This is a genomic window from Ktedonosporobacter rubrisoli (genome assembly GCF_004208415.1).
In the GTDB taxonomy this organism is placed as follows: domain Bacteria; phylum Chloroflexota; class Ktedonobacteria; order Ktedonobacterales; family Ktedonobacteraceae; genus Ktedonosporobacter; species Ktedonosporobacter rubrisoli.
The window spans coordinates 8,726,315-8,746,008 of sequence record NZ_CP035758.1; the positions used below are offsets into that span (position 1 = coordinate 8,726,315).

The following is a 19,694-nucleotide window of genomic DNA, read 5'->3' on the forward strand; positions in this document are numbered from 1 at the left end:
GTGGGGAGGTTGGGTATATGCAATCCAGACCGCTGATCGAATGTAGATATGGGTGGGGGCGGCTATTGCGGCTCTATCAAGACTATCTTGAAATAGATAGCACCGTTTATGCTCTGGGTAACGTTGTCCATGTGCATGCCTCTTATACGCGAGTCCTGAATATTTCTGCTGCCCGCCTCAAATTACAATTCAAAGACTCCCAGGTTGTTTTGCGCAGCGTGATCACAGTGGAGGACGTGAAGCGGCTGGTAGATTACCTTCAGCAATATATCTCTAGCAGAGTGCCTTCTGACTCTGTAAAGCCATTTGCCGAGGAAGGCGAGGTAGTAGGTGGCCAGCAAGAGAACGACAGCGAGTTCGCAGCAAATCTGCCTGGTGAAGCCCCTGCTGCTTCTTATAATTTTCCTGCATCCGCGAACTTTCCAAATGCAGCCGCCGCGCAGATGGCCGGGGCTGGCTCGTCTCCTCTGGATGAGGATGAGCATTGGCGCAAAGAGCAGATGCAACCTTTTGCTCTGCCTGTGGTTGTTCCTCCGACGCGCTCGCAACAACAAGAGTTGCGTATCCGAAAGCTGGGATCGCTCCAAGCAGTCTATTCTCGTCAGGAGCACGGCTTTGATGTTGATAAATTGGCGCGCCAATTAGACGAAGAGCCCTTGCCTCTGGTAGATGTCCCTATCCGTCTGCCTCCCGGTGAATGCGCACACTACTGCGTATCCGCCACGCTGTATCGCGAAGCGCTAGATGAGGCCCATGAATGCTTAATGAAAGATCATGGTCTGCTGATTTTGACCAACAAACATTTGATCCATCTTGGGCGAAAATGCCAGTACATGCTAGGCTATGAGCGTCTTCTGCGCGTGTCGCGCCTCCATCAAGCGATAGTATTTCAGGCCGAGCATTGGCCGCAGCGCGAAGTCTTTGAAGTCCGCCGTCCGTTGGAATGTACGATGTATCTAGAATGTATCCTGAAGCAATTTCAACAGCAACGCGTTAATAACTCTCTAGCACAACAATATGATCGCTATGCAGATTTAGCCTATGTAACACCAGATGCTGCTCATATGACTCCTGGTACCTGAAGCATACTGAAATACTATGGAAAGGGCTGGGGCAGTCAATATACCGGAGGAGGTTGTAGAAGAAGGAAATGTTAGATATATTGATGGCTTTGTGGAATATAGGGTGTAGAAAAAAAGCACTAAAAGTGCTTGGAGCCTCTTTTCTTATTTGTATTAGCATATCCCTACTTCTATTTGTAATAGATATTCCGCGCCTGCTGAGTGCTGATAGGGTGGCAAGCACGAGCAATGCAGCAGCTCAGCAGATCAAGCAAAACGGCACAAAAGCTAATATAGCTACTGACGATGATACGCTCTCGCCCTGCGGAGCTACGCCTGTGGAAAAGAGGCAGAGCATACCAGATCCAGATGAGAATAGCCATAATTCTGATCAGCCAGGAGGCTTGGGAGTGCCTCCACTTTCCTCTACCCAGGCCGCATCTGAGCCAATACTCGCTCCACCTGCTACCCCACCTGATAGTTCCGCTGCTCAACCGACGCAGGTTGAGGATCAACCCACGCCGACGCCAGTACAGCCAAGCCCAACGCCCAGGCCAACTCAAAAGCCTGTGTCGCCGACACCCACGCCGACGATGCCTCCCACCCCCACGCCGACGCCGGTTCCACCAACCCCCACGGCAGCTCCACCAACGTCAACGGTAGCTCCGGGTCCTACCCCAACGTCTACAGGGCAGATGCCACCGACTGTTGATCCAACGCCGCGAGCTGTGTTTGCTCAAGCCAGCACGCAGAGGGTATTGCATAGCAGAGTGATAATTACTGTTCCGCTTGCCTCTGCTCCTGATGAGCGTGGCGAAGATCAGCCACGCGCCCTGAGAGGAAGATGTGCGAGCAGCAATATAGTCCAGATCATTGGTTTTAGCATATTCTCGGTCATAGGCCACGACATCGGAATGATTATAGGGGGCTCTCTGCTCTTTACTGTCCTGTTCTATGCTTCCATATATGTACTCAGGCGCGGAAAAATACGTATTCGTTGACAGCTTGCCATACGCTTTTCTGCGCAGATGGCTAGCTTTGACGAAAACTTTGTAACCCTGGAGAGGATATTCTCTAGATGAGGAAATATATCCTCTCCAGGAAAGGAGCGCTGCGACACCGACTTTTCGCCTAAATGCATAAAGAAACAAAACTGCTTGCAGATGGCACTCAAGCCAGGCTCCAAGCACGCGCAATAGCGGACCTGGCGCTACTCTCGGACTTCAAGGATGCATAGAGCTATTATTGGTAGAACATGTGCCAAAATGAGATAATGGTCAAGGGGAGAAGAAGACAGATTGACTGTGTAACCATTTTGGATCTTGTTGTGTTTCAATAGCTGAGACGAAAACGAGAGAGATACGGTGGAAGCTATGCAACCGGGTAGTGAAGATATTCTGACCCTGTTGGCAACAGATCTCGATTGCTACTATGAGCAGCTGGTCGCGCTGTACTGGCGCCAGCTCTATGTTTTTGTCTTAAGACGCGCCAGGAGTCCACAGGATGCCGAAGATATTGTGCAGGAGGCGTTCGTGCGTGCATATCTGGCTTTACAGCGCTATAGCGCGCAACGTATATTATGCCTGAAGCTTCGCCCCTGGCTCTATAAGGTCGCCTGGAGCGTCTATTGTAACTATACGGGGAGATCTAAGAGTCCGCCGTCAATGCCACTTGAGGGCCCGGCGAGAATATGCTCCTTGAGCTGGAAGATGCTGAAGAGGAGCAGCCAGAAAAGCTCTTTGAGCATGCTGAGCAAAGGCGCGAGCTTGAGGAACTGGTAGCTACGCTGCCTGAGCATTATCGGGTGGTTGTGAGTATGTACTATTTTGATGGATTGAACTATCTAGAAATAGCGGAGATACTGAGTCGACCCGTTGGAACTGTCAAGGTGTATGCCCATAGAGGCGTGCAATTATTGCGCAAAACTTTGCAATGTGGAATAAAACAGGTAGGATGAGCAATGGGAGACTGCGAGAACGAATTTGAGATGAATTCAGGAGCCGGTCACCGGGATGAGCCAGAGGCAGCTTTTCCTGTGCTCTCCTATCTGGGCTTAGTAAAAGGGGCTCCAGCCCTGGATGATCAGAAAGAGGATCGCCTGCTCAGCGATCTCAGCCATGAGAAATGGGCTGTGCGTATCGCGGCAGTGCAGCGGTTGGCGCAGTTAGATACGCCGGGGAGCAGGCAAGCCCTGATCCGGGCATTGGAAGATGAACATGAGGCGGTCAGGGCGGCCGCCGTGCGGGCCCTGGCTAAGGCTGGTGCGCAAATGCCGGTCAAGCCTTTGATTGTAGCTCTAGGCGATCCTTCCTGGTATGTGCGTACGGCTGCTGTGCTAGTCCTGGCTAAGCTGGGAAAGCGCATGCCGCTTGATCCTTTGCTGGCAATGCTAACCGATGAAGATGCGTCTGTGCGCGCCGCTGCGGCTACAGCTTTAGGGAAAGGTCTGGCTCTGGCCGGCGGCAACATACTTCGTGAAGCCGGCCCTGGCTATACTACCGTACCAGAACATCAATTATCACCACAAAACCTGGAAAGCCTGGCCATGCAGGAGCAAGCCCCACTGACGGCGCTGGTGGCGGCCTTAGGAGATCCTGATGATGGGGTGCGGGAAGCTGTTGTGCTGGCTCTAGCCGAGCTGGGTGAGTATGCTCCATCGGGTCCCTTGCTGGCCGCTTGTGATGATGAGGATGCCGCGGTGCGGGAAGCGGCGGAACTTGCTTTGCAGAAGAGGCGCGCTGACGCTGTAGCGGCTGTTGAAGAGCACACTTTCGATCCCTCCAACAGCGAGAGCTTGCCCGGACGCGATGCGGTGCAGCCCGCTGGCTTGGGCGAACACATGTTTGCCGAGAAAGAGAACAGGCCTGAGCGCAATAATGCGCCTGTCAGCAACAAAGCCAGCATACGCGCAGAGAGGGTGCGTCCCATTTCTAGAAGGCGGCCACCGGCGAGAAGTCGCGGCGTGTTTGGGCGTGCAAGTCGGCATAATCCTTTCCTGAAACTGCTAGAGTGGGGAACGCTGGCAGCTGTATTGACTGTCGTTGTGCTGGGTGCATGGCTATTTGCGCACTGGTCAAATCCAGCGGTGGGCAGCTCCTCCGCCACTTTTGTCTATCACAATCCCTCGGGCGCGGTTGCTAAACTGGCCTGGAACGGAACTGCAGATTCGCAAGGCTCGAAGCTAGCCTTTGTCGGCGCAAATGGCCTTGTGCAGGTCTGGGATACAGTCGCCAATCGCCTGGTCTGGAGCTATGATACGCATTTGCACAAGATCCTGGCCTTTAGATGGACGCCGCAGGGATTGCGCATTATATCCCTGGATGCCCAGGGGAAGGTTCAGGTGATACAGCTGACCCAACGTGGCGCTAGCGCTATGCTGCAGACGCTATTGCCCCTGATCCATTTCCCAGGACCTGTTTCAGTGGCCAGGTGGGCACCAGACGGGACGCGTATAGCCCTGGCCGGTACCAGCGGAATGGTACAGGTCTGGGATATTGCCAGCCATAGCATTGTCTCAAGCTATAACGATAGCGCTGGCGCAATAACCGCTCTGGCCTGGTCTCCCAATGGCAAGGACCTGGTATCGGCAAGCGATGATGGAACTGTTTTGCATACCAAGCCGATTCTGGTCAGAGCCGCCGATACCGGTAAGCCGGTGCCCATCATCGCCAACGCTAAACTTGAGAGGCATGCTGCAAATTTTCGTGTGGTCTCGCTGGCCTGGTCGCCGGATGGGAGCAGCATTGCTTATAGCATGGTTGATGGTGAGATCCACGTCTGGAATATCGAGAGCAGTAAGGATAATGCTTTTACTAGTACTAATTATTCCTATCAAGTAAGCTCTGCTGGACAAGTTGCCAATATCGCGTTAGCATGGTCACCACAGGGCACGCGCTTGGCCTCAACGACAGGCGCAGGCCTGGTACAGGTTTGGGATGCAACCTTCGGTAACCTCCTCTACTCCTATAGCGGGCATGCGAAACAGGTCAACGATCTTGCCTGGTCGCTTAATGGAACGCGCCTTGCTTCTGGATGCGCGGATGGAACGGTGCAGGTCTGGGATGCATTCTCGTAAGCGCGAGAAGGAGCGTAAATTAATTATGTATAGCAATAGTATTACTATAGGCTCTCTTACTCTATGCTGTCGAGGCCCACATGAAGGGTTTACGATTAGTACGTCGGGAGAAGAATATGTACTGAGCACACAGCAAACGCTAGAGTTGCTAGACTTTCTTAGCGACCATCGTGCCTGTTTGCTGCAGACAAACGATTTTCCTGGCCCTGGCACACATTGGATACCTGGCCCTTATACACAATCTCGCTCGGATGGCTCCTGACCGGGGCCATCTTCTCCCTTCTCTTCTTCTCTCGAATGCTGCCGCAAAACAGTGCTGCCGCTGACTTCTACTTGACAGGTCTCATTTCATTTAAGTATCATAACGTAATAATCATCAATTGCGGATGGAGCAGCTTTACCTTTCATCCACAGTTGGTTCCCTTGAAACTGGCTGGATGTGTTTCATGTTTGGCTAGCGTTGACGCCATCTGAGGAGCTGGGCGATGAGGCGATCTGTTACCTCGCTACTGCTTATATCTGCACTCCTCATGATCCTTTGCACTGGTAGTGCCGGTAGCGCTGATGATACCAGCAAATCTCTTCTTCAACAGGGCCTGACGGGAGGCAATAGCTATGTGGATTGTCCTCAGCAAAGCAATGCGCAGGCTATGAGCCCCGAGAACGGCCCTGTTACCCTGAACGTAACCGGCTGGATCTCGACGCCGGCCGAGGATGCGCTGGTTCAACAAAATCTTGCCAGGTTTGAGAGACTTCATCCTAACATCCGTCTTAAGTGGCTTCCCATTAGCGGTAACGGGTACGATTACTCTGCCAAGGTCCTCTCTAATATGGCTTCCGATAACGCTCCCGATGTCTTCTATCTGGAGTCGCGCACAGCAAGCTATTTCATCGCACATGATAAGCTGCTTAATCTCTCACCCTATATGGCCAGGGATCACATAAAGGCCAGCGATTACTACTCCTCGCTCATGGCGGCCTTTAGCTGTAGGACCGGCCAGGTCTTTGGTATTCCCAAAGACTGGAATGCTCTGGGCCTCTTTTATAATAAGCGCCTGTTCCGGGAAGCCGGCGTAGCGTTTCCTACTAGTACCTGGACCTGGGCCGATATGCGCGCTGCGGCCCGCAAGCTGACCCATGTCAGATCTTCGACGCCGGTGTATGGAATTAGCCTGCCTGCCGATTCCTCGCGCTGGCTGGCTTTTCTCTTTGCCGATGGTGGCTCGGTGCTCAACGCTGATGGGACGCAAGCAGTTTTCAATGACCGCGCTGGCGTTGATGCCCTTGATTTCTATGCAGGCTTTCAGCGCCAGGATAAATCCTCTATCTTGCCCTCGGCCCTGGTTCCGGCCTGGGATGGTGATGTTTTGCAGGCCTTTGGGGAAGAGCGCACAGCCATGGCCCTGGAGGGCGGCTGGCTCATTCCCTATCTTACGCAAAACTTCTCGCATGTCGATTATGGTATTGCTCCCATCCCGCTGGCTCCCGCTGGAAAGCGCGGTAACCTGATCTTTATGAACGCCTGGGCGGCCTATGCTGGAACCCGGCATCCGGAGGCGGCGTGGGAACTCATCAAATATATGACGGGGCAGGAAGTGCAGGGGAGCCAGTTGCACGCAGGCTTTGCCCTGCCCTCGCTCAGAAGCCTGGCTAACGATGCGTACTTTGAGCAGCATCCAGCCCTCAAAGTACTGTTTGATGCGGCCTCATATGGCTATGTAGACGTCTATGGGCCAGATGATCTATTTATTCATCAAAAGCTCGATCTGGCGATTGCCAGCGTGCTCAGTGGCAAGGCCGATGCCCAGATAGCCCTCGATGTGGCGGCCAGACAGATAAATGTCCAGCTGCAGGCCTCCTCTCCCTGAGTCCTCTGCGCTCTCCAGATTCTGTAAGCGCAGAGGCCTTGCTCACGGGAACGCGGGCTTCGAACGCTAGTTTAGCCCTTGACTGCCGAACTTGTAACGCCCTCGATGAAGTAGCGCTGGAAGATGAAGAACAGAATAACCATCGGGATGGTGTTAAACATCGAGCCAGCCAGCAACAGATTGTATTCGGTATAATGCGCGCCCTTGAAGTAGTAGAGCCCCAGGGGAAGCGTATACATGTCCTGGCTATTGAGCACCAGCAGCGGCCAGAGAAAATCGTTCCAGGCCACCTGGAAGCTAAGAATGCCCACAGCCGTGAGCGCTGGCTTAACCAGGGGAAGGATGATCTGCGCGAAAATGCGCCAGCGCGAGGCCCCGTCGATCATTGCCGCCTCCTCAAGCTCGCGGGGCAGGCCCTTCATAAATTGCACCATAATGAATACCGAGAGCGGCTGCGCTATCCTGGGCAGCATAAGTCCCCAGAACGTATTTACCAGGTGAACGCTATTCATAACAAGGAATTTGGGGATCATCGTAATCGGGTCTGGGATCATCATCACTGCCAGCGTCAGAATAAAGATGATCTCGCGTCCCCTGAAACGCATGCGTGCCAGCGCGTAGCCGGCCATCGCCGAAAAGAGCGTGTTGAGCACAACCACGCCGATAGCATAAACGAAAGTATTGCCTAGCCAGCGTATAAACGTCGTATTGCTCAGGATCTTGGCATAGCTCTCCCAGGTCCAGGGCTGCGGCAGAAGCGTAGGGGGAAAATCCAGAACATGCGTAAACGTCTTAAAAGACGAAAAGAAGGCAAAGACAAAGGGACCGATAGAGGTAAGGGTGAAGATAAGCAGCAGGAGATAGAGAAATAGATTGACCCAGCGAAAGGGGCGCTGTGGTAGCTTCTCCACGCCTGTCTCGGCGAGAACGCCAGCCTGACTTTGTGCCTGTGCTTGTGCCATCATGTGCTCCTTATGCTTTAATTATTTACATCGATCAAGCGGCGCTGAATCAGTGCTACGATAAAGATGATGATAAAGAGCAGCACAGACATAGCCGCCGCCAGCCCGAAATGATTATCGCGAAAGGCCGTATTGTAGATCTCCAGAACCGGCGAGAGCGTAGCGCGCAAAGGGCCGCCATCGGTCATAAATTTGGCCTGGTCGAACATCTGGAAGGTGGCGATGGTGCCCAGGGCAACCACCAGAAAGATGGCAGGGCGTAGCAAAGGAATCGTGATATCTGTGAAGAGATGGAAGCGTCCGGCCCCGTCAACACGGGCCGCCTCGTAAAGATCGAGGGGGAGATCCTGCAGCGCGGCCAGAAAGTAGAGCATAAAGGTTGCGGCTGTCGTCCAGATATTGAGAAGCATAATTGCCGGCAGGGCGAAGGAGGGATCTTCCAGCCAGTGAGGCCCGGGTATATGCAGCAGAGAGAGCAAATAATTAATCACGCCCTGGGGAGTATAGAACCACAGAAAGATCAGCGAGACGGCCACCGAAGATGTCACGGCGGGCAGATAGAAAATAGTCCTGAATATCCCGCGCAGGCGCGGAATCAGAGCCTGCAGAAGCAGAGCCAGTACCAGGGCTAGAGCCGTCTGGCCGATTACCACAACTATCACAAACTTAATGATATTGATCATTGAGACCCAGAAGTCGCTATCGTTGATAAAGGCGAGCTGCTGGAAGATAATGCTATAGTTACGCAAGCCAACAAATTCGGGAGCTGTGAAGCCAATATCGAGCTTGAAGAGGCTTAGCCCGACCCCATAGAAAGTAACAAAAATCCAGAAAACCAGCAGGATCACAAGATAAGGGGTAAGAAAGAGATAGGCTGCCAGTGTTTCGCCGCGTCGGCTCCCGCTGGTGTCCCTTCTTGAACGGCGTGGCTTGCCCTGCATTTCCTGTGTTGATGTAGAAACGATTGGCGCCGGTTGCGATGCCATTGTGTTATCTTCTCCTTGTTGCGCTTAGGAAGCGTTAAAGACAGCGCTGGGAGCGCGAGGCGGTGTGATCACCAACACGCGCTCCTTGCCTTCAAAAAGTGCCAGTTAAGCTTAGCCAGTGCTCAGGATTCTAGTTCCGTGTTGACCTGATTGGCTGCTTCGCTCAAAGCTGTCTGCGCATCGGCCTTGCCGAGCATGGTTTTCTCTACTGCCTCGTCAAGTTTGGTATGGATGATCCCGGTATGCGGACCAAAGTTATCTGCATAGCCATAGGTAGCTGCATCAAAGAGCACTTTAAAGCCGGGATTCTGGGTGAAGTAGGCGTCATTGGCCAGGCTCTTGAGCGAGGGCAAGGCAAAACCTGCATGCAGCTGGCTCCCCTGCACTTCCTGCCCCGTCATATATTTGATGAGTTCCCACGCCGCCTCCGGATGCCTGGTTCCAGCATAGGCCGCCCAGGCATTGGTAAAGATCAGGTCAGCCCGTTTGTTCTTGGGTGAGACTGGCAAGGGTGCAATGCCGTATTGCACGCTCGAAAAATTCTGTGACATATAGGGGATCAACCACGGTCCCTCGATGGCCAGCGCGGCCCGCTGCTTGCCGAAAGCGTCGCCAGCCCAGCCTGCGCTTACATCAGTAGGTTGCACACATGAGCCATCTTTGCGGAAACCCACATAGTAGTTAAGCGAATCAACCCCGGCCTGGCTATTAAAAGCTGCCTGGGTTCCATCGGTATTAAGAACAGTTCCCCCGTTAGCGAACAGAAAGGCCATCCAGCGCTGCGAGGATTTAGCATCAAGGGTGAGCCCATAGACAGAAGTTGCCGCATTGCCAGGCTTCGTCAGCTTTTTGGCATACGCACGTAGATCGTCCCAGGTCCAGTTGGCCGAAGGCACAGAGAGGCCGGCATCCTGAAGCATCTTCTTATTGTAAAAGACGCCAAGCGTGCCCCAGTCCTTGGGTAAGCCATAGACCTGCCCGCTTTTGCAGCTAAAAGGCGTAATGAGCGAGGGATAGTAATCGGCGGCCTTGATATTATCCTTGGCCATATAGGGCGAAAGGTTGAGCAGTTTACCGGCTGTGGTGTATTCAGGTGCCATATCTGTCGAGAGATAGAATACATCGGCAACCGAGCCGCTGGCAATGTTAGCGCGCATCTTGGTAGTATAAGCATCGCCAGAACCGTTGATAGGAGTCCATTTTATCTGGATGTTGGGATGACTCTGTTGAAACTTATTTAAGTTTTGCTGGACCAGCGCATCCTCAGCCGGCGATGAAGACCATCCAGTCACCGTCAGGCTGACTGGTCCGCTTTCGGGCGCCGCCGCACTAGAGCTGGCATTATTGGGGCAGGCAATATAACTATTGCCCCCCGTCAGACCCTGCTGGCCGCCAGCGCCTCCATTGCTGGCCGCTCCAGTACTTCCGTTGCCGCTGCTTCCGCCACAGGCAGTTAATAAAACCGTAAAAATAATGAGGAGAGGAAGAAAGACCCGTTTCATCAGACAAACCTCCTGTTAGCGGCTCACCTATGAGCCACACTTGCGCTGTTATATGCTTGTTGCCACCATAGTAAGCCAAAAATAGTGGGCCAGGGAAAGAACTGTTTTCGACTTTCCTCATTTAACAGAACACAGATCTCCGCCAAACGGTTACAATCGGTCTCTTGCCTCATTCAGCAGTCAGAAAGGGAAGCTCTGGCACGGGACGTGGTGGCAGCCTCGTCAGGCTGCGAAAAAACGGAGCTGGGAGAAAAGCGCGAAGTGGCAGCCAAAGAAAATACAACGACATAAATTAGGAGCAGAAAAGAGAGAATGCTGTGCAGGAAAAAGGAGGCGGAGGAGGTGGGATTCGAACCCACGAGGGCTATTAACCCTACACGATTTCCAGTCGTGCTCACTAGGCCACTATGAGACTCCTCCTCACGGGCGGAGAGAGTGGGATTCGAACCCACGAGGGCTATTAACCCTACCGCTTTTCGAGAGCGGCACATTCGACCACTCTGACATCTCTCCGCCGTGCAGTATAGCATATCTCAAGTGATGTGACAAGCACCAAATTTAGCAAACTTATAGAGAAGTAGAATTAATCCTCGTGTAATTCTCCTTGTTCATAGAGCCATTTTACAAAGAGCATCCGACAATCTTCGGCCATACGTTGACGCACCTCCGCATTCTCATAGATGTGCTCATGGAGATGGAGCAATTTGAGCGCCTCATCCCAATCGAAGCCTTGTTCAAGCAAGAAATCTAATTGGGCCTGCCCTTTTTCGGTTTCCGTAATTGGCAGCTCAGTGGCCGCAAATTGCCCCACGCCCTCATCAAATTCTGAAAACCCTCCCATAGACGAATGTTGAAAGTTTTTCATAATCTATCTCCTTTATCAAGCTTAACAACGAGATAGCAAATTTCCATAGTGTCAGGATGCCTTGTAGACAACTTTAGCATCCTTTATCGGCCAGGTCCAAAAATTTATCGAACCTATGGACTTATGCTTTGCCAAAAAAGGACTTGTGCCAATATTCATGCGCACTCAATCTCTTTACACTCTACTTATAGAGCGGAGGTGGGGTTGTAAGCAGACGGCCAGCGTTGTATGCTGAAAGGAGTAGCGTATGGGGGCATCGGCAACCGTTGGTGAGATCTGGATGGAGTTCGCTGAGACCAGACATCCAGACTTGCGTGAGAAGCTGATTACTGCGTATGCATCGCTTGTACGTTTTGTTGTTGGAAGATTAGGGATACCGCCAACGAGCCTGCTGGAGGCCGAGGACCTGGTGAGCTATGGTATGATCGGGCTGATCAATGCCATTGATCGCTTTGATCCATCTCGCGGTATCCGTTTTGAAGCGTTTGCCACACCGCGAATTCGCGGAGCCGTCATCGACCAGTTGCGCTCACTGAACTGGCTGCCTCGCTCTGCGGTCTCGCGCGTGCGGCAGATAGAAGCGACACTGGCTGATCTTGAACAACGCCTGGGACGACCTGCTAAAGAAGCGGAGGTGGTAGCAGAATTGGGTATTTCCGTAGAGCGCTATCGTCAAGTCCTGCTGGAGGTAAGCGCAACGATCCTGTCGCTGGATGCGCCGCTCTGTTCTTTGACCCAGGATGACGAGGTAACTTCTCTTGGCGATCTGCTTGAGGACCAGAATATGCAAGGGCCGGCGGAAGAGGTGGAGCAACAGGAATTGGAGGCCTCGCTGAGCGCGGCTATCGAGCGCTTGCCGGAACGTGAGCAGTTGTTGCTTTCGCTCTATTATCAAGAAGAATTGACGATGAAGGAGATCAGTAAGATCATGAGCATCTCAGAGTCACGCGTCTGCCAATTGCATATGCAAGCTATTATGCGTTTGCGGGGGGCACTTAGCGCGTATCGCTCCGATACGGCTCAGGTCACAAACCTGAAAAAGAGGTCCACGAGCCGCTCTACTGGCATCAAAGGAGCTGCTAAGCTGCGGGCAGTCGCTGGAAGTCGTAGAACTGTCAGGCAAAGAGTTTCGTGATGTAATTACAATGGTATCTCCGATTGGATGCCCAAATTAGTCTTGCGAGTAGCGTGTTATGTAGTAGAGGGAGAGTATGCCTATCTTACGAAAATGCGCTGGGAGGAATCTCCCATGAGAGCAGATGCCGCAAAGATCTATCTCCACCTGATTGGTACCCAGAAGAAAGTACTATCAGGCAAGCCTATACAGGCAAGATTGTGGGTGACGGGAAGAGTAAGGGCGGTGTCCCGGGTCGTATCTATGCGCGGCCAGACACAAGCCAGACGCTGCTTATATGCCTGTTCGAGCTGGTTGTGGAGGAGAGCAACGCATATAGAGAAATTGCATACACTGATTAAGGCCGGTGCCTATACTATAAATAGTAAGGCCCTTGCTGAACGTATGCAAAAGAACAAGACACACTTTGCATAGTCTCAGCGCGAGAAAGTGTGTACATAGGTCATACAAATTATACCCATTCTATGCTATCTCTGCGTCTGAAGATGGTAGTGAATTTATATTCGATGCTAATCTTGTGCGGTCACGCTGAAAGAAAAGCGCTCATTTGAGCGTTTGTCGCAGCGCAGGGACGCTTTAGAACATGCCTCTGGTGAAGGGAGCTTTGCATGCTTGTATTGCGACGAAAAGTTGGTGAAAGTATTGTGCTAGATGGGGTGATCAACATTTCAGTGCTGGCTGTTGAAGGTGAGCGCGTGAAGATCGGGATTACTGCGCCTCCAGATGTAACAATTGTTCGCGAGGAACTATTGCGCCCGGCGACGGAGGCATCATCTCAAGCTTCTCCTGTGCAACCACGCTAGGAATGCCCATTCAGCCTCATTGTGTGGGTGCGGTTAGCACACTTCCTGCAAGTGTGACTAATCCGATATTCACCCAGAAAACGCATAAGAGATGTTGCTCCTGCCGCACTTATCTTTACTGATAGGCTGCAGGAGCAACGAATCGTGCTTACTCGGAAGCGGTCTCAACCTTATGACCGTTAGCCTGCTCCGGGATAGGGCTTTTTTCAGCTTTGGGAGTGTGTTCCTCCCTGATGAAAGCCTCTGCCATCTCGTGGGCAACATCATCGTGGTATTGTACGGGAGGAGATTTCATCAAGTACGCGCTAGGTCCTTCAAGCGTGCCACTGATACCACGGTCAAGCGCGAGCTTAACCATGCGTACGGCGTCGATCACGACTCCTGCCGAGTTAGGGGAGTCCCAAACCTCAAGCTTTAATTCCATGTTCAAGGGAACGTCGCCAAAGGTGCGGCCTTCCAGGCGGATATAGGCCCATTTGCGATCAGCGAGCCAGGCCACGTAGTCCGAGGGCCCGATATGGACGTTTTCGGCTCCCATCTCGTAATCAAGCTGGCTGGTTACAGCGTTGGTCTTGCTAATCTTTTTCGATTCCAGGCGCTCGCGCTCCAGCATGTTATAGAAGTCAGTATTGCCGCCGACGTTGAGCTGCATGGTTCGCTCCACCTTGACGCCCCGTTCGCGGAAGAGGCGCGTGAGCATACGATGGACGATGGTAGCGCCTACCTGGCTCTTAATATCGTCGCCGATCATGGGCAGGCCTGCATCTTTAAAGCGATCCTGCCAGTATTTTTCGCGCGCGATAAAAACTGGAATACAGTTAACAAAACCTACGCCTGCCTGCAGAATCTGCTCAACGTACCACTTGGTCGCCGTTTCTGAGCCGACTGGTAAGTAATTGACAACGACATCGGTTCCGCTGTCCTTAAGAATCTTAACAATATCTGATGTCTGGCCAGGAGCTTTGCTAATCACCTGGGAGAGATACTTGCCAAGTCCATCATGGGTCATGCCCCGCTGTACCTTCGTGCCAAGCTTTGGCACATCGGCGAAGCGATAGGTGTTGTTGGGCGCCGCGTAAATGGCCTCGCTAAGATCCTTGCCGACCTTGTTTACGTCAATGTCGATAGCTGTCGAGAATTCGATATCGTGGATGTGATAGCCGCCAAGATTCACATGCATCAAACCCGGTATAAAGTCATCGGGGTTGGCCTCACGATAGTAGTGGACGCCCTGAACGAGTGAACTGGCACAATTGCCTACACCGATGATACCAACGCGTACTTTTTTACTGCTCGTCATGAATGACTCCTCTGCTGGTTATCTCTGAAGTTGAGATTGCCCCGCTACGCTTATCCCCAGACCTGATCTCATATAGCATACTATAACTTGTTTTTTGCGTGTATGCTATGTGCTTGCTTACAGGCGCCATGTGAACTGGCTTACTACCTTGCTTGTTTTTCCTCGTAGGCCAGGCCTCAAGCCTGTAGGGTTTGCTGTAACCTATTGTGACGGCTGTTGCTCTTTTGCACCAGATATAGCCCATTTAGGCTGTGCTCCTCCCCATAAAGAGCAACAGATGTTACATTGTAGTGGTAGTGGTAGGGAGCGAAGAGGTTGAGTAAATATAACAGAGGCAAAAAATTTGCAACCGCTTCTATACTCCTCGGTAACACGTTTCGTCGAGTGATAGTGGTATGCTCAGTACCGAACACGTAGGTAGAGAGACTTCAATTTAAGCCTTGAGAACAATCAGTAGATAATAAAATGGTGTTGGATCTCTCATCTATGCTAGAAGTAGAGATAGAAGTGCTGATGCGACGTTATGAAAGGCAAGTTTGCTCATGGGTAAACAAAAAAGAGTCCTGGTAATTGGACTGGACTGCGCTCCTCCCGAGCTGGTGTTTGAGCAGTGGCGTGATGAGTTGCCGAATTTCAGGCGCGTAATGGATAATGGGGTATGGGGCAAACTGGAAAGCTGTATTCCAGCGATTACTGTTCCGGCCTGGAGTTCGATGATGTCGAGTAAGGACCCCGGCACGCTGGGTTTTTATGGTTTCCGCAATCGTGGCGATCACACCTACGATAAGCACGTGCTGGCCAATTCGAACTCTGTGAAGACAGACCGAGTGTGGGATGTTTTGTCGCGCGCGGGTAAAAAGGTCATCACTGTTGGCGTCCCGCAGACCTATCCTCCAAAACCAGTCAACGGCATTCAAGTTGGTTGTTTCCTTTCCCCTTCAACCAAGAATCCAGAGCGACCCTATACCTATCCTCCTTCGGCTATGAAGGAGATCGAGGCGGCTGTGGGCGAATACCTGGTCGATGTGCCTAATTTCCGTACCAACGATAAAGATTATCTACTGCGCCAGATCTATACAATGACTGAAAAACGTTTTAAACTGGTCAAGAAATGGCTTGTGGAAAAAGAGTGGGATTTCTTTATGTTTGTGGAGATGGGCACTGATCGTATCCACCACGGTATGTGGAAGTATCACGACCCCACCCACCATAAATATGAAGTTCATCCGGTTTATAATAATAGTATTCATGACTATTATCGCTATATCGATAACGAGATTGGCCAGATTCTGGACCTTGTAGATGACGATACGACTGTCTTTATTGTCTCCGATCATGGGGCCAAGAAGATGGATGGCGGCCTCTGCGTCAATGAGTGGCTGATCAAAGAGGGCTATCTGACGCTGAAGTCCTATCCTTCTAAGATTACGGCCCTTGATAAGTGCGAAATCGACTGGAGTAAGACCAAGGTCTGGGGCGATGGCGGTTACTACGCGCGCATCTTCCTTAATATCGAGGGACGAGAGCCGCAGGGCATTGTTAAGCCTGAAGAGGTTGAGGCACTGCGCAATGAGCTGAAGACGAAGTTTGAGGCAATCGTCGATCCCGATGGCGTGAATATCGGTACAACGGTCTATAAGCCCCAGGAAGTGTATAAGCAATGTAACGGCGTGCCGCCCGACTTGATTGTGTACTTCGGCGATTTGCTGTGGCGCTCTGTAGGTACTGTTGGCTATAATTCTATCTATACGTTCGATAACGATACTGGCCCTGATGATTGTAACCATGCTCAGTTTGGTATTGTAATCAAGCATAGTGCGGATGCGCATGAAGGACCTGGCGGCCGCGAGTTGCAGGGACTTCAGCTGATGGACATGGCTCCAACGATTTTGAAGGAGCTGGATGTACCTGTTCCTGCCGATATGCAGGGCAAAATTTTCTAAAGCCGTAACCTGGAGAAAGCATCCCTGGCTGTTCAGCTGGCTGGCAAGGCTCAGACCTCCGGTCTATTGAGATTGGGCCTTCCTGCTCGCTTTTCCTTTCCTCTGCTGCCTTCGTCGGGCGCTGGGAAAACGAGAGGTGGAAAGCCCCGAGAGAGGAGCTGGGACGGGGATGCTGTACAAGCTAACTTAAGGAGACTACTAATAGATGGCGAACACTGGTTTTACTATCTGGTTTACAGGTTTGTCCGGTTCAGGCAAGAGTACCCTTTCTGACGCTATTCAGGAGCGTCTGGCCGCTCGCGGGCGCAATGTTGAGATCCTGGACGGGGATGTTGTGCGTACCCATCTGAGCAAAGGGCTTGGTTTCAGCCGCGAGGATCGCGATACAAATATCAAGCGTATAGCTTTCGTTTGCTCCCTGCTCACCCGCAATGGCGTGGCCTGCATTTCTGCAGCTATTGCCCCTTATCGCGAGGCGCGCGAATGGGCCCGTAAGGAAATTGGAAATTTTGTTGAAGTCTATGTAAAATGCCCGCTTGAAGTATGCCGCCAGCGCGACGTCAAGGGTCTTTATAAGCTCGTCGATGAGGGCAAGATTAAGAACTTCACAGGCGTAGATGATCCCTATGAAGAGCCAGAGCATCCCGAGCTCATTGTCGAGACAAATAAGGAGTCGGTTGAGGAGAGCGTCAACCGCATTATCGCCAAGCTTGAGGAATTGGGCTATCTGGAACCCGAAGAAATGAATGAGGATGAGTCAAAAGTAGTAACTGACCGCCTGGCTGCTTTGGGATACCTGTAAAATTGGTGTAAAATAGCTGAAGAAGGGAAATAGAGAAGAAGGTTAGCATGACAGATGGATTGATTGCTCCTCATGGAGGAGAGCTAATTATAAATATGGCCGCTGAGGCCGAGCGGGCTGCGTTAGAAGAAAAGGCTAAGAGCCTACCAACCATTACTGTTGGCTCTCGCCAACTGGCGGACCTGGAGATGCTGGCTAACGGCGCGTATAGTCCGCTTGGTGGTTTTATGGGCCAGGCCGACTATTTGAGCGTCGTAAAAGAGATGCATTTGAGCAATGGTTTGCCCTGGACTGTTCCGATAACCCTGCCGATAACGCCTGAGCAGGCCGAGGCCATCAAGACTGATTCCCAGGTTGCTCTTGTTAACGCTGAGGGCGAGTTGCAGGCTGTGATGACTGTAACTGAGAAGTATGGCTATGACAAGCACCTTGAGGCGCGTGAGGTCTATCGTACGGAGGAAGAGGCCCATCCTGGCGTAAAGAACGTCTATCAGCAGGCTGATGTGCTGCTGGGTGGTCCTGTTCGCGTGGTAAGGCTGCAGAACCAGGCTTTTGCCAAATATCGCTATACGCCTACCCAATCGCGCGCTTTGTTCGCCGAGCGCGGCTGGAAGCGGGTAGTGGGCTTCCAGACCCGCAACCCTGTGCATCGGGCCCATGAGTATATCCAGAAGTGCGCGCTAGAAACTGTTGATGGCCTTTACCTGCATCCGCTGGTTGGCGATACCAAGGGTGATGATATTCCGGCCGATGTGCGTATGCGCTGCTACGAAGTATTATTCGAGAACTACTATCCCGCTAACCGCGTGATCCTCGGTGTCTTGCCGGCGGCTATGCGCTATGCTGGACCACGTGAAGCCGTCTTTCATGCCCTGATGCGTAAGAACTATGGCTGCTCGCACTTCATAGTTGGTCGCGATCATGCAGGCGTAGGAAACTACTATGGAACCTACGATGCCCAGCATATCTTTACCAACTTTGATCCCGCCAAGCTAGGCATCACGCCTATGGCTTTTGAGCATGCTTTCTTCTGCCGCGTCTGCAATTCGATGGCCTCAACCAAGACTTGCCCGCATGGCAATGATCAGCATGTTGTGCTTAGCGGAACGAAGGTACGCCAGATGCTGCGCGCCGGGGAATGCCCGCCGCCAGAGTTCTCGCGTCCAGAGGTGGCTAAAGTGCTGGTCGAGGCAATGCGTCAGCCCGTCTCGCAGTAAAAATTTGTAGAGCCAGCTAAGGCAGGAACCTGTTCTCATTCTGTAATGATGCGGGATGAGAATATGTTCTCGCCTTTTCTGTTTCAATAATATGGCTCACAGGCAGGAGGAATGTACATGTTAATTGCCAGGGCTCCAATGCGTATTAGTTTTGGTGGGGGTGGAACTGATCTTGAGGCGTACTATGCAAAATATGGCGGCATGGTGATCAGTACGGCGATCAATAAATATTTTTATGCCATTGTGACCACTGATGAATCGGAGGATCTCCAGGTCATCTCGGCCGATTTTCGCTCGTTGTTTCGCCACTCGCCCTACAATGATCTCTTCTGGGATGGTGATCTTGCGCTCCCTAAAGCAATCTTGCATCATTTTGGGGTTCGTCGAGGCATTAACCTTTTCATTGCCAGTGAAGTGCCTCCTGGCACTGGCCTGGGGTCATCAAGCGCTGCCGCTGTAACCCTGGTGCGGGCTATTTCAACGCTGGTTGAGCAGCCAATGACCAAGCAGCAGGTTGCAGAATTGGCCTCGTATATTGAAATCGAGAAGATGGGGATGCCTATCGGCAAGCAGGATCAATATGCGGCAGCCTTTGGCAGTTTGAATAAGATTACCTTTACCAGTGAGGGTGTAAGCGTTGAGCCCGTGAAGGTTGCTCCCGAGGTGCGGCAGACGCTTGAGAGCCGCCTGATGCTCTTCTTCACCGGCAGCTCGCGCGAATCAACGTCGATTTTGAAGCATCAGCGTAAGTCTACCCAGAATCAGGATGAGTCGGTTCTGCGGGCCTTGCACAATATTAAACGTGTGGCCGAAGAGGTCCAGGCATGTCTGGAAAAGGGCGATCTTGATGAGTTCGCTCGCCTCCTGCATTATTCATGGCAAGAAAAACGCCGTCTCGCACCCAATCTCTCAACCGGTTTTATTGATGAGTGCTATGAGCTTGCGCTGCGTTGTGGAGCCTCGGCGGGCAAAATTAATGGCGCGGGAGGTGGCGGTTTCCTGATGATCTACTGCCATGAGCATGCGCAAGAGGATGTCACGCAGGCTCTTGAGGAACGCGGTTTAAAGCGGATGAACTTCCACTTTGATCAGCAGGGCGCAACTGTCATTTTGAATACTGCTAATTTTAGTAATCTATGGGTTGAGCCCTACGCTGCTCCAACAAACTCATAAGG

18 protein-coding genes and 2 tRNA genes are annotated in these 19,694 nt (G+C 52.0%); 13 read left to right on the forward strand and 7 right to left on the reverse strand.

Annotation, left to right across the window (positions count from 1 at the left end; all coding sequences use genetic code 11):
• Window positions 1–17 precede the first annotated feature (17 nt).
• The 7 genes from EPA93_RS37895 (at window position 18) to EPA93_RS37925 (ending at window position 7,004) form a co-directional block, all read left to right on the forward strand.
• On the forward strand, window positions 18–1,082 hold the full coding sequence (locus EPA93_RS37895; protein WP_129892501.1) for a hypothetical protein: 1,065 nt from the start codon (window positions 18–20) through the stop codon (window positions 1,080–1,082).
• A 212-nt stretch (window positions 1,083–1,294) separates the two neighbouring features.
• Window positions 1,295–2,062 (forward strand): hypothetical protein, encoded by a 768-nt coding sequence (locus tag EPA93_RS49330; protein ID WP_207229305.1) that lies wholly within the window; start codon window positions 1,295–1,297, stop codon window positions 2,060–2,062.
• 372 nt (window positions 2,063–2,434) lie between these two features.
• Window positions 2,435–2,842, forward strand: coding sequence for an RNA polymerase sigma factor (locus EPA93_RS51160; protein WP_422877905.1), 408 nt, complete (start codon window positions 2,435–2,437; stop codon window positions 2,840–2,842).
• Entirely contained in the window at window positions 2,752–3,018 is a 267-nt protein-coding gene (locus EPA93_RS37910; RefSeq protein WP_129892503.1) for an RNA polymerase sigma factor, read from the forward strand. Before EPA93_RS51160 ends, EPA93_RS37910 begins: the two co-directional genes overlap by 91 nt.
• A gap of 3 nt (window positions 3,019–3,021) precedes the next feature.
• Complete coding sequence (locus EPA93_RS37915; protein WP_129892504.1) at window positions 3,022–5,136, forward strand: HEAT repeat domain-containing protein; 2,115 nt, start codon at window positions 3,022–3,024, stop codon at window positions 5,134–5,136.
• Between the two features lie 25 nt (window positions 5,137–5,161).
• Complete coding sequence (locus tag EPA93_RS37920; protein WP_129892505.1) at window positions 5,162–5,398, forward strand: hypothetical protein; 237 nt, start codon at window positions 5,162–5,164, stop codon at window positions 5,396–5,398.
• Between the two features lie 223 nt (window positions 5,399–5,621).
• Window positions 5,622–7,004, forward strand: coding sequence for an ABC transporter substrate-binding protein (locus EPA93_RS37925; RefSeq protein WP_242527222.1), 1,383 nt, complete (start codon window positions 5,622–5,624; stop codon window positions 7,002–7,004).
• Window positions 7,005–7,075: 71 nt separating this feature from the next.
• On the opposite strand, the gene EPA93_RS37930 is transcribed toward EPA93_RS37925, so the two are convergent.
• From EPA93_RS37930 to EPA93_RS37955, 6 genes are all read right to left on the reverse strand, one after another.
• Complete coding sequence (locus EPA93_RS37930; protein WP_129892506.1) at window positions 7,076–7,969, reverse strand: carbohydrate ABC transporter permease; 894 nt, start codon at window positions 7,967–7,969, stop codon at window positions 7,076–7,078.
• 14 nt (window positions 7,970–7,983) lie between these two features.
• On the reverse strand, window positions 7,984–8,952 hold the full coding sequence (locus EPA93_RS37935; RefSeq protein ID WP_129892507.1) for a carbohydrate ABC transporter permease: 969 nt from the start codon (window positions 8,950–8,952) through the stop codon (window positions 7,984–7,986).
• Between the two features lie 122 nt (window positions 8,953–9,074).
• A complete protein-coding gene (locus tag EPA93_RS37940) occupies window positions 9,075–10,454 on the reverse strand; it encodes an ABC transporter substrate-binding protein (RefSeq protein ID WP_129892508.1) in 1,380 nt (459 codons plus the stop codon).
• 334 nt (window positions 10,455–10,788) lie between these two features.
• Window positions 10,789–10,874: transfer RNA gene (locus EPA93_RS37945), tRNA-Ser, on the reverse strand.
• 7 nt (window positions 10,875–10,881) lie between these two features.
• Window positions 10,882–10,967, reverse strand: a tRNA-Ser gene (locus EPA93_RS37950).
• Window positions 10,968–11,037: 70 nt separating this feature from the next.
• Window positions 11,038–11,319, reverse strand: coding sequence for a hypothetical protein (locus EPA93_RS37955; protein WP_129892509.1), 282 nt, complete (start codon window positions 11,317–11,319; stop codon window positions 11,038–11,040).
• A gap of 247 nt (window positions 11,320–11,566) precedes the next feature.
• Here EPA93_RS37955 and EPA93_RS37960 point away from each other — a divergent pair, with 247 nt between their 5' ends.
• Window positions 11,567–12,454: a FliA/WhiG family RNA polymerase sigma factor gene (locus EPA93_RS37960; RefSeq protein WP_129892510.1), complete on the forward strand. Its 888-nt coding sequence runs from the start codon at window positions 11,567–11,569 to the stop codon at window positions 12,452–12,454.
• Window positions 12,455–13,062: 608 nt separating this feature from the next.
• On the forward strand, window positions 13,063–13,257 hold the full coding sequence (locus tag EPA93_RS37965) for a carbon storage regulator (protein WP_129892511.1): 195 nt from the start codon (window positions 13,063–13,065) through the stop codon (window positions 13,255–13,257).
• Between the two features lie 148 nt (window positions 13,258–13,405).
• Here the strand turns inward: EPA93_RS37965 and EPA93_RS37970 are convergent, their stop codons facing one another.
• On the reverse strand, window positions 13,406–14,557 hold the full coding sequence (locus EPA93_RS37970) for an inositol-3-phosphate synthase (RefSeq protein WP_129892512.1): 1,152 nt from the start codon (window positions 14,555–14,557) through the stop codon (window positions 13,406–13,408).
• Window positions 14,558–15,099: 542 nt separating this feature from the next.
• On the opposite strand from EPA93_RS37970, the gene EPA93_RS37975 reads away from it, so the two are divergent.
• From EPA93_RS37975 to EPA93_RS37990, 4 genes are all read left to right on the forward strand, one after another.
• Window positions 15,100–16,500, forward strand: a complete 1,401-nt coding sequence (locus tag EPA93_RS37975) for an alkaline phosphatase family protein (RefSeq protein WP_129892513.1) — start codon at window positions 15,100–15,102, stop codon at window positions 16,498–16,500.
• Window positions 16,501–16,705: 205 nt separating this feature from the next.
• Window positions 16,706–17,302, forward strand: coding sequence for an adenylyl-sulfate kinase (gene cysC, locus EPA93_RS37980; RefSeq protein WP_129892514.1), 597 nt, complete (start codon window positions 16,706–16,708; stop codon window positions 17,300–17,302).
• 47 nt (window positions 17,303–17,349) lie between these two features.
• The gene (sat, locus tag EPA93_RS37985) at window positions 17,350–18,519 is read left to right on the forward strand and encodes a sulfate adenylyltransferase (RefSeq protein ID WP_129892515.1); all 1,170 of its coding nucleotides are present in this window, start codon (window positions 17,350–17,352) and stop codon (window positions 18,517–18,519) included.
• A 117-nt stretch (window positions 18,520–18,636) separates the two neighbouring features.
• Window positions 18,637–19,692: a GHMP family kinase ATP-binding protein gene (locus EPA93_RS37990; RefSeq protein ID WP_129892516.1), complete on the forward strand. Its 1,056-nt coding sequence runs from the start codon at window positions 18,637–18,639 to the stop codon at window positions 19,690–19,692.
• Window positions 19,693–19,694: the final 2 nt, after the last annotated feature.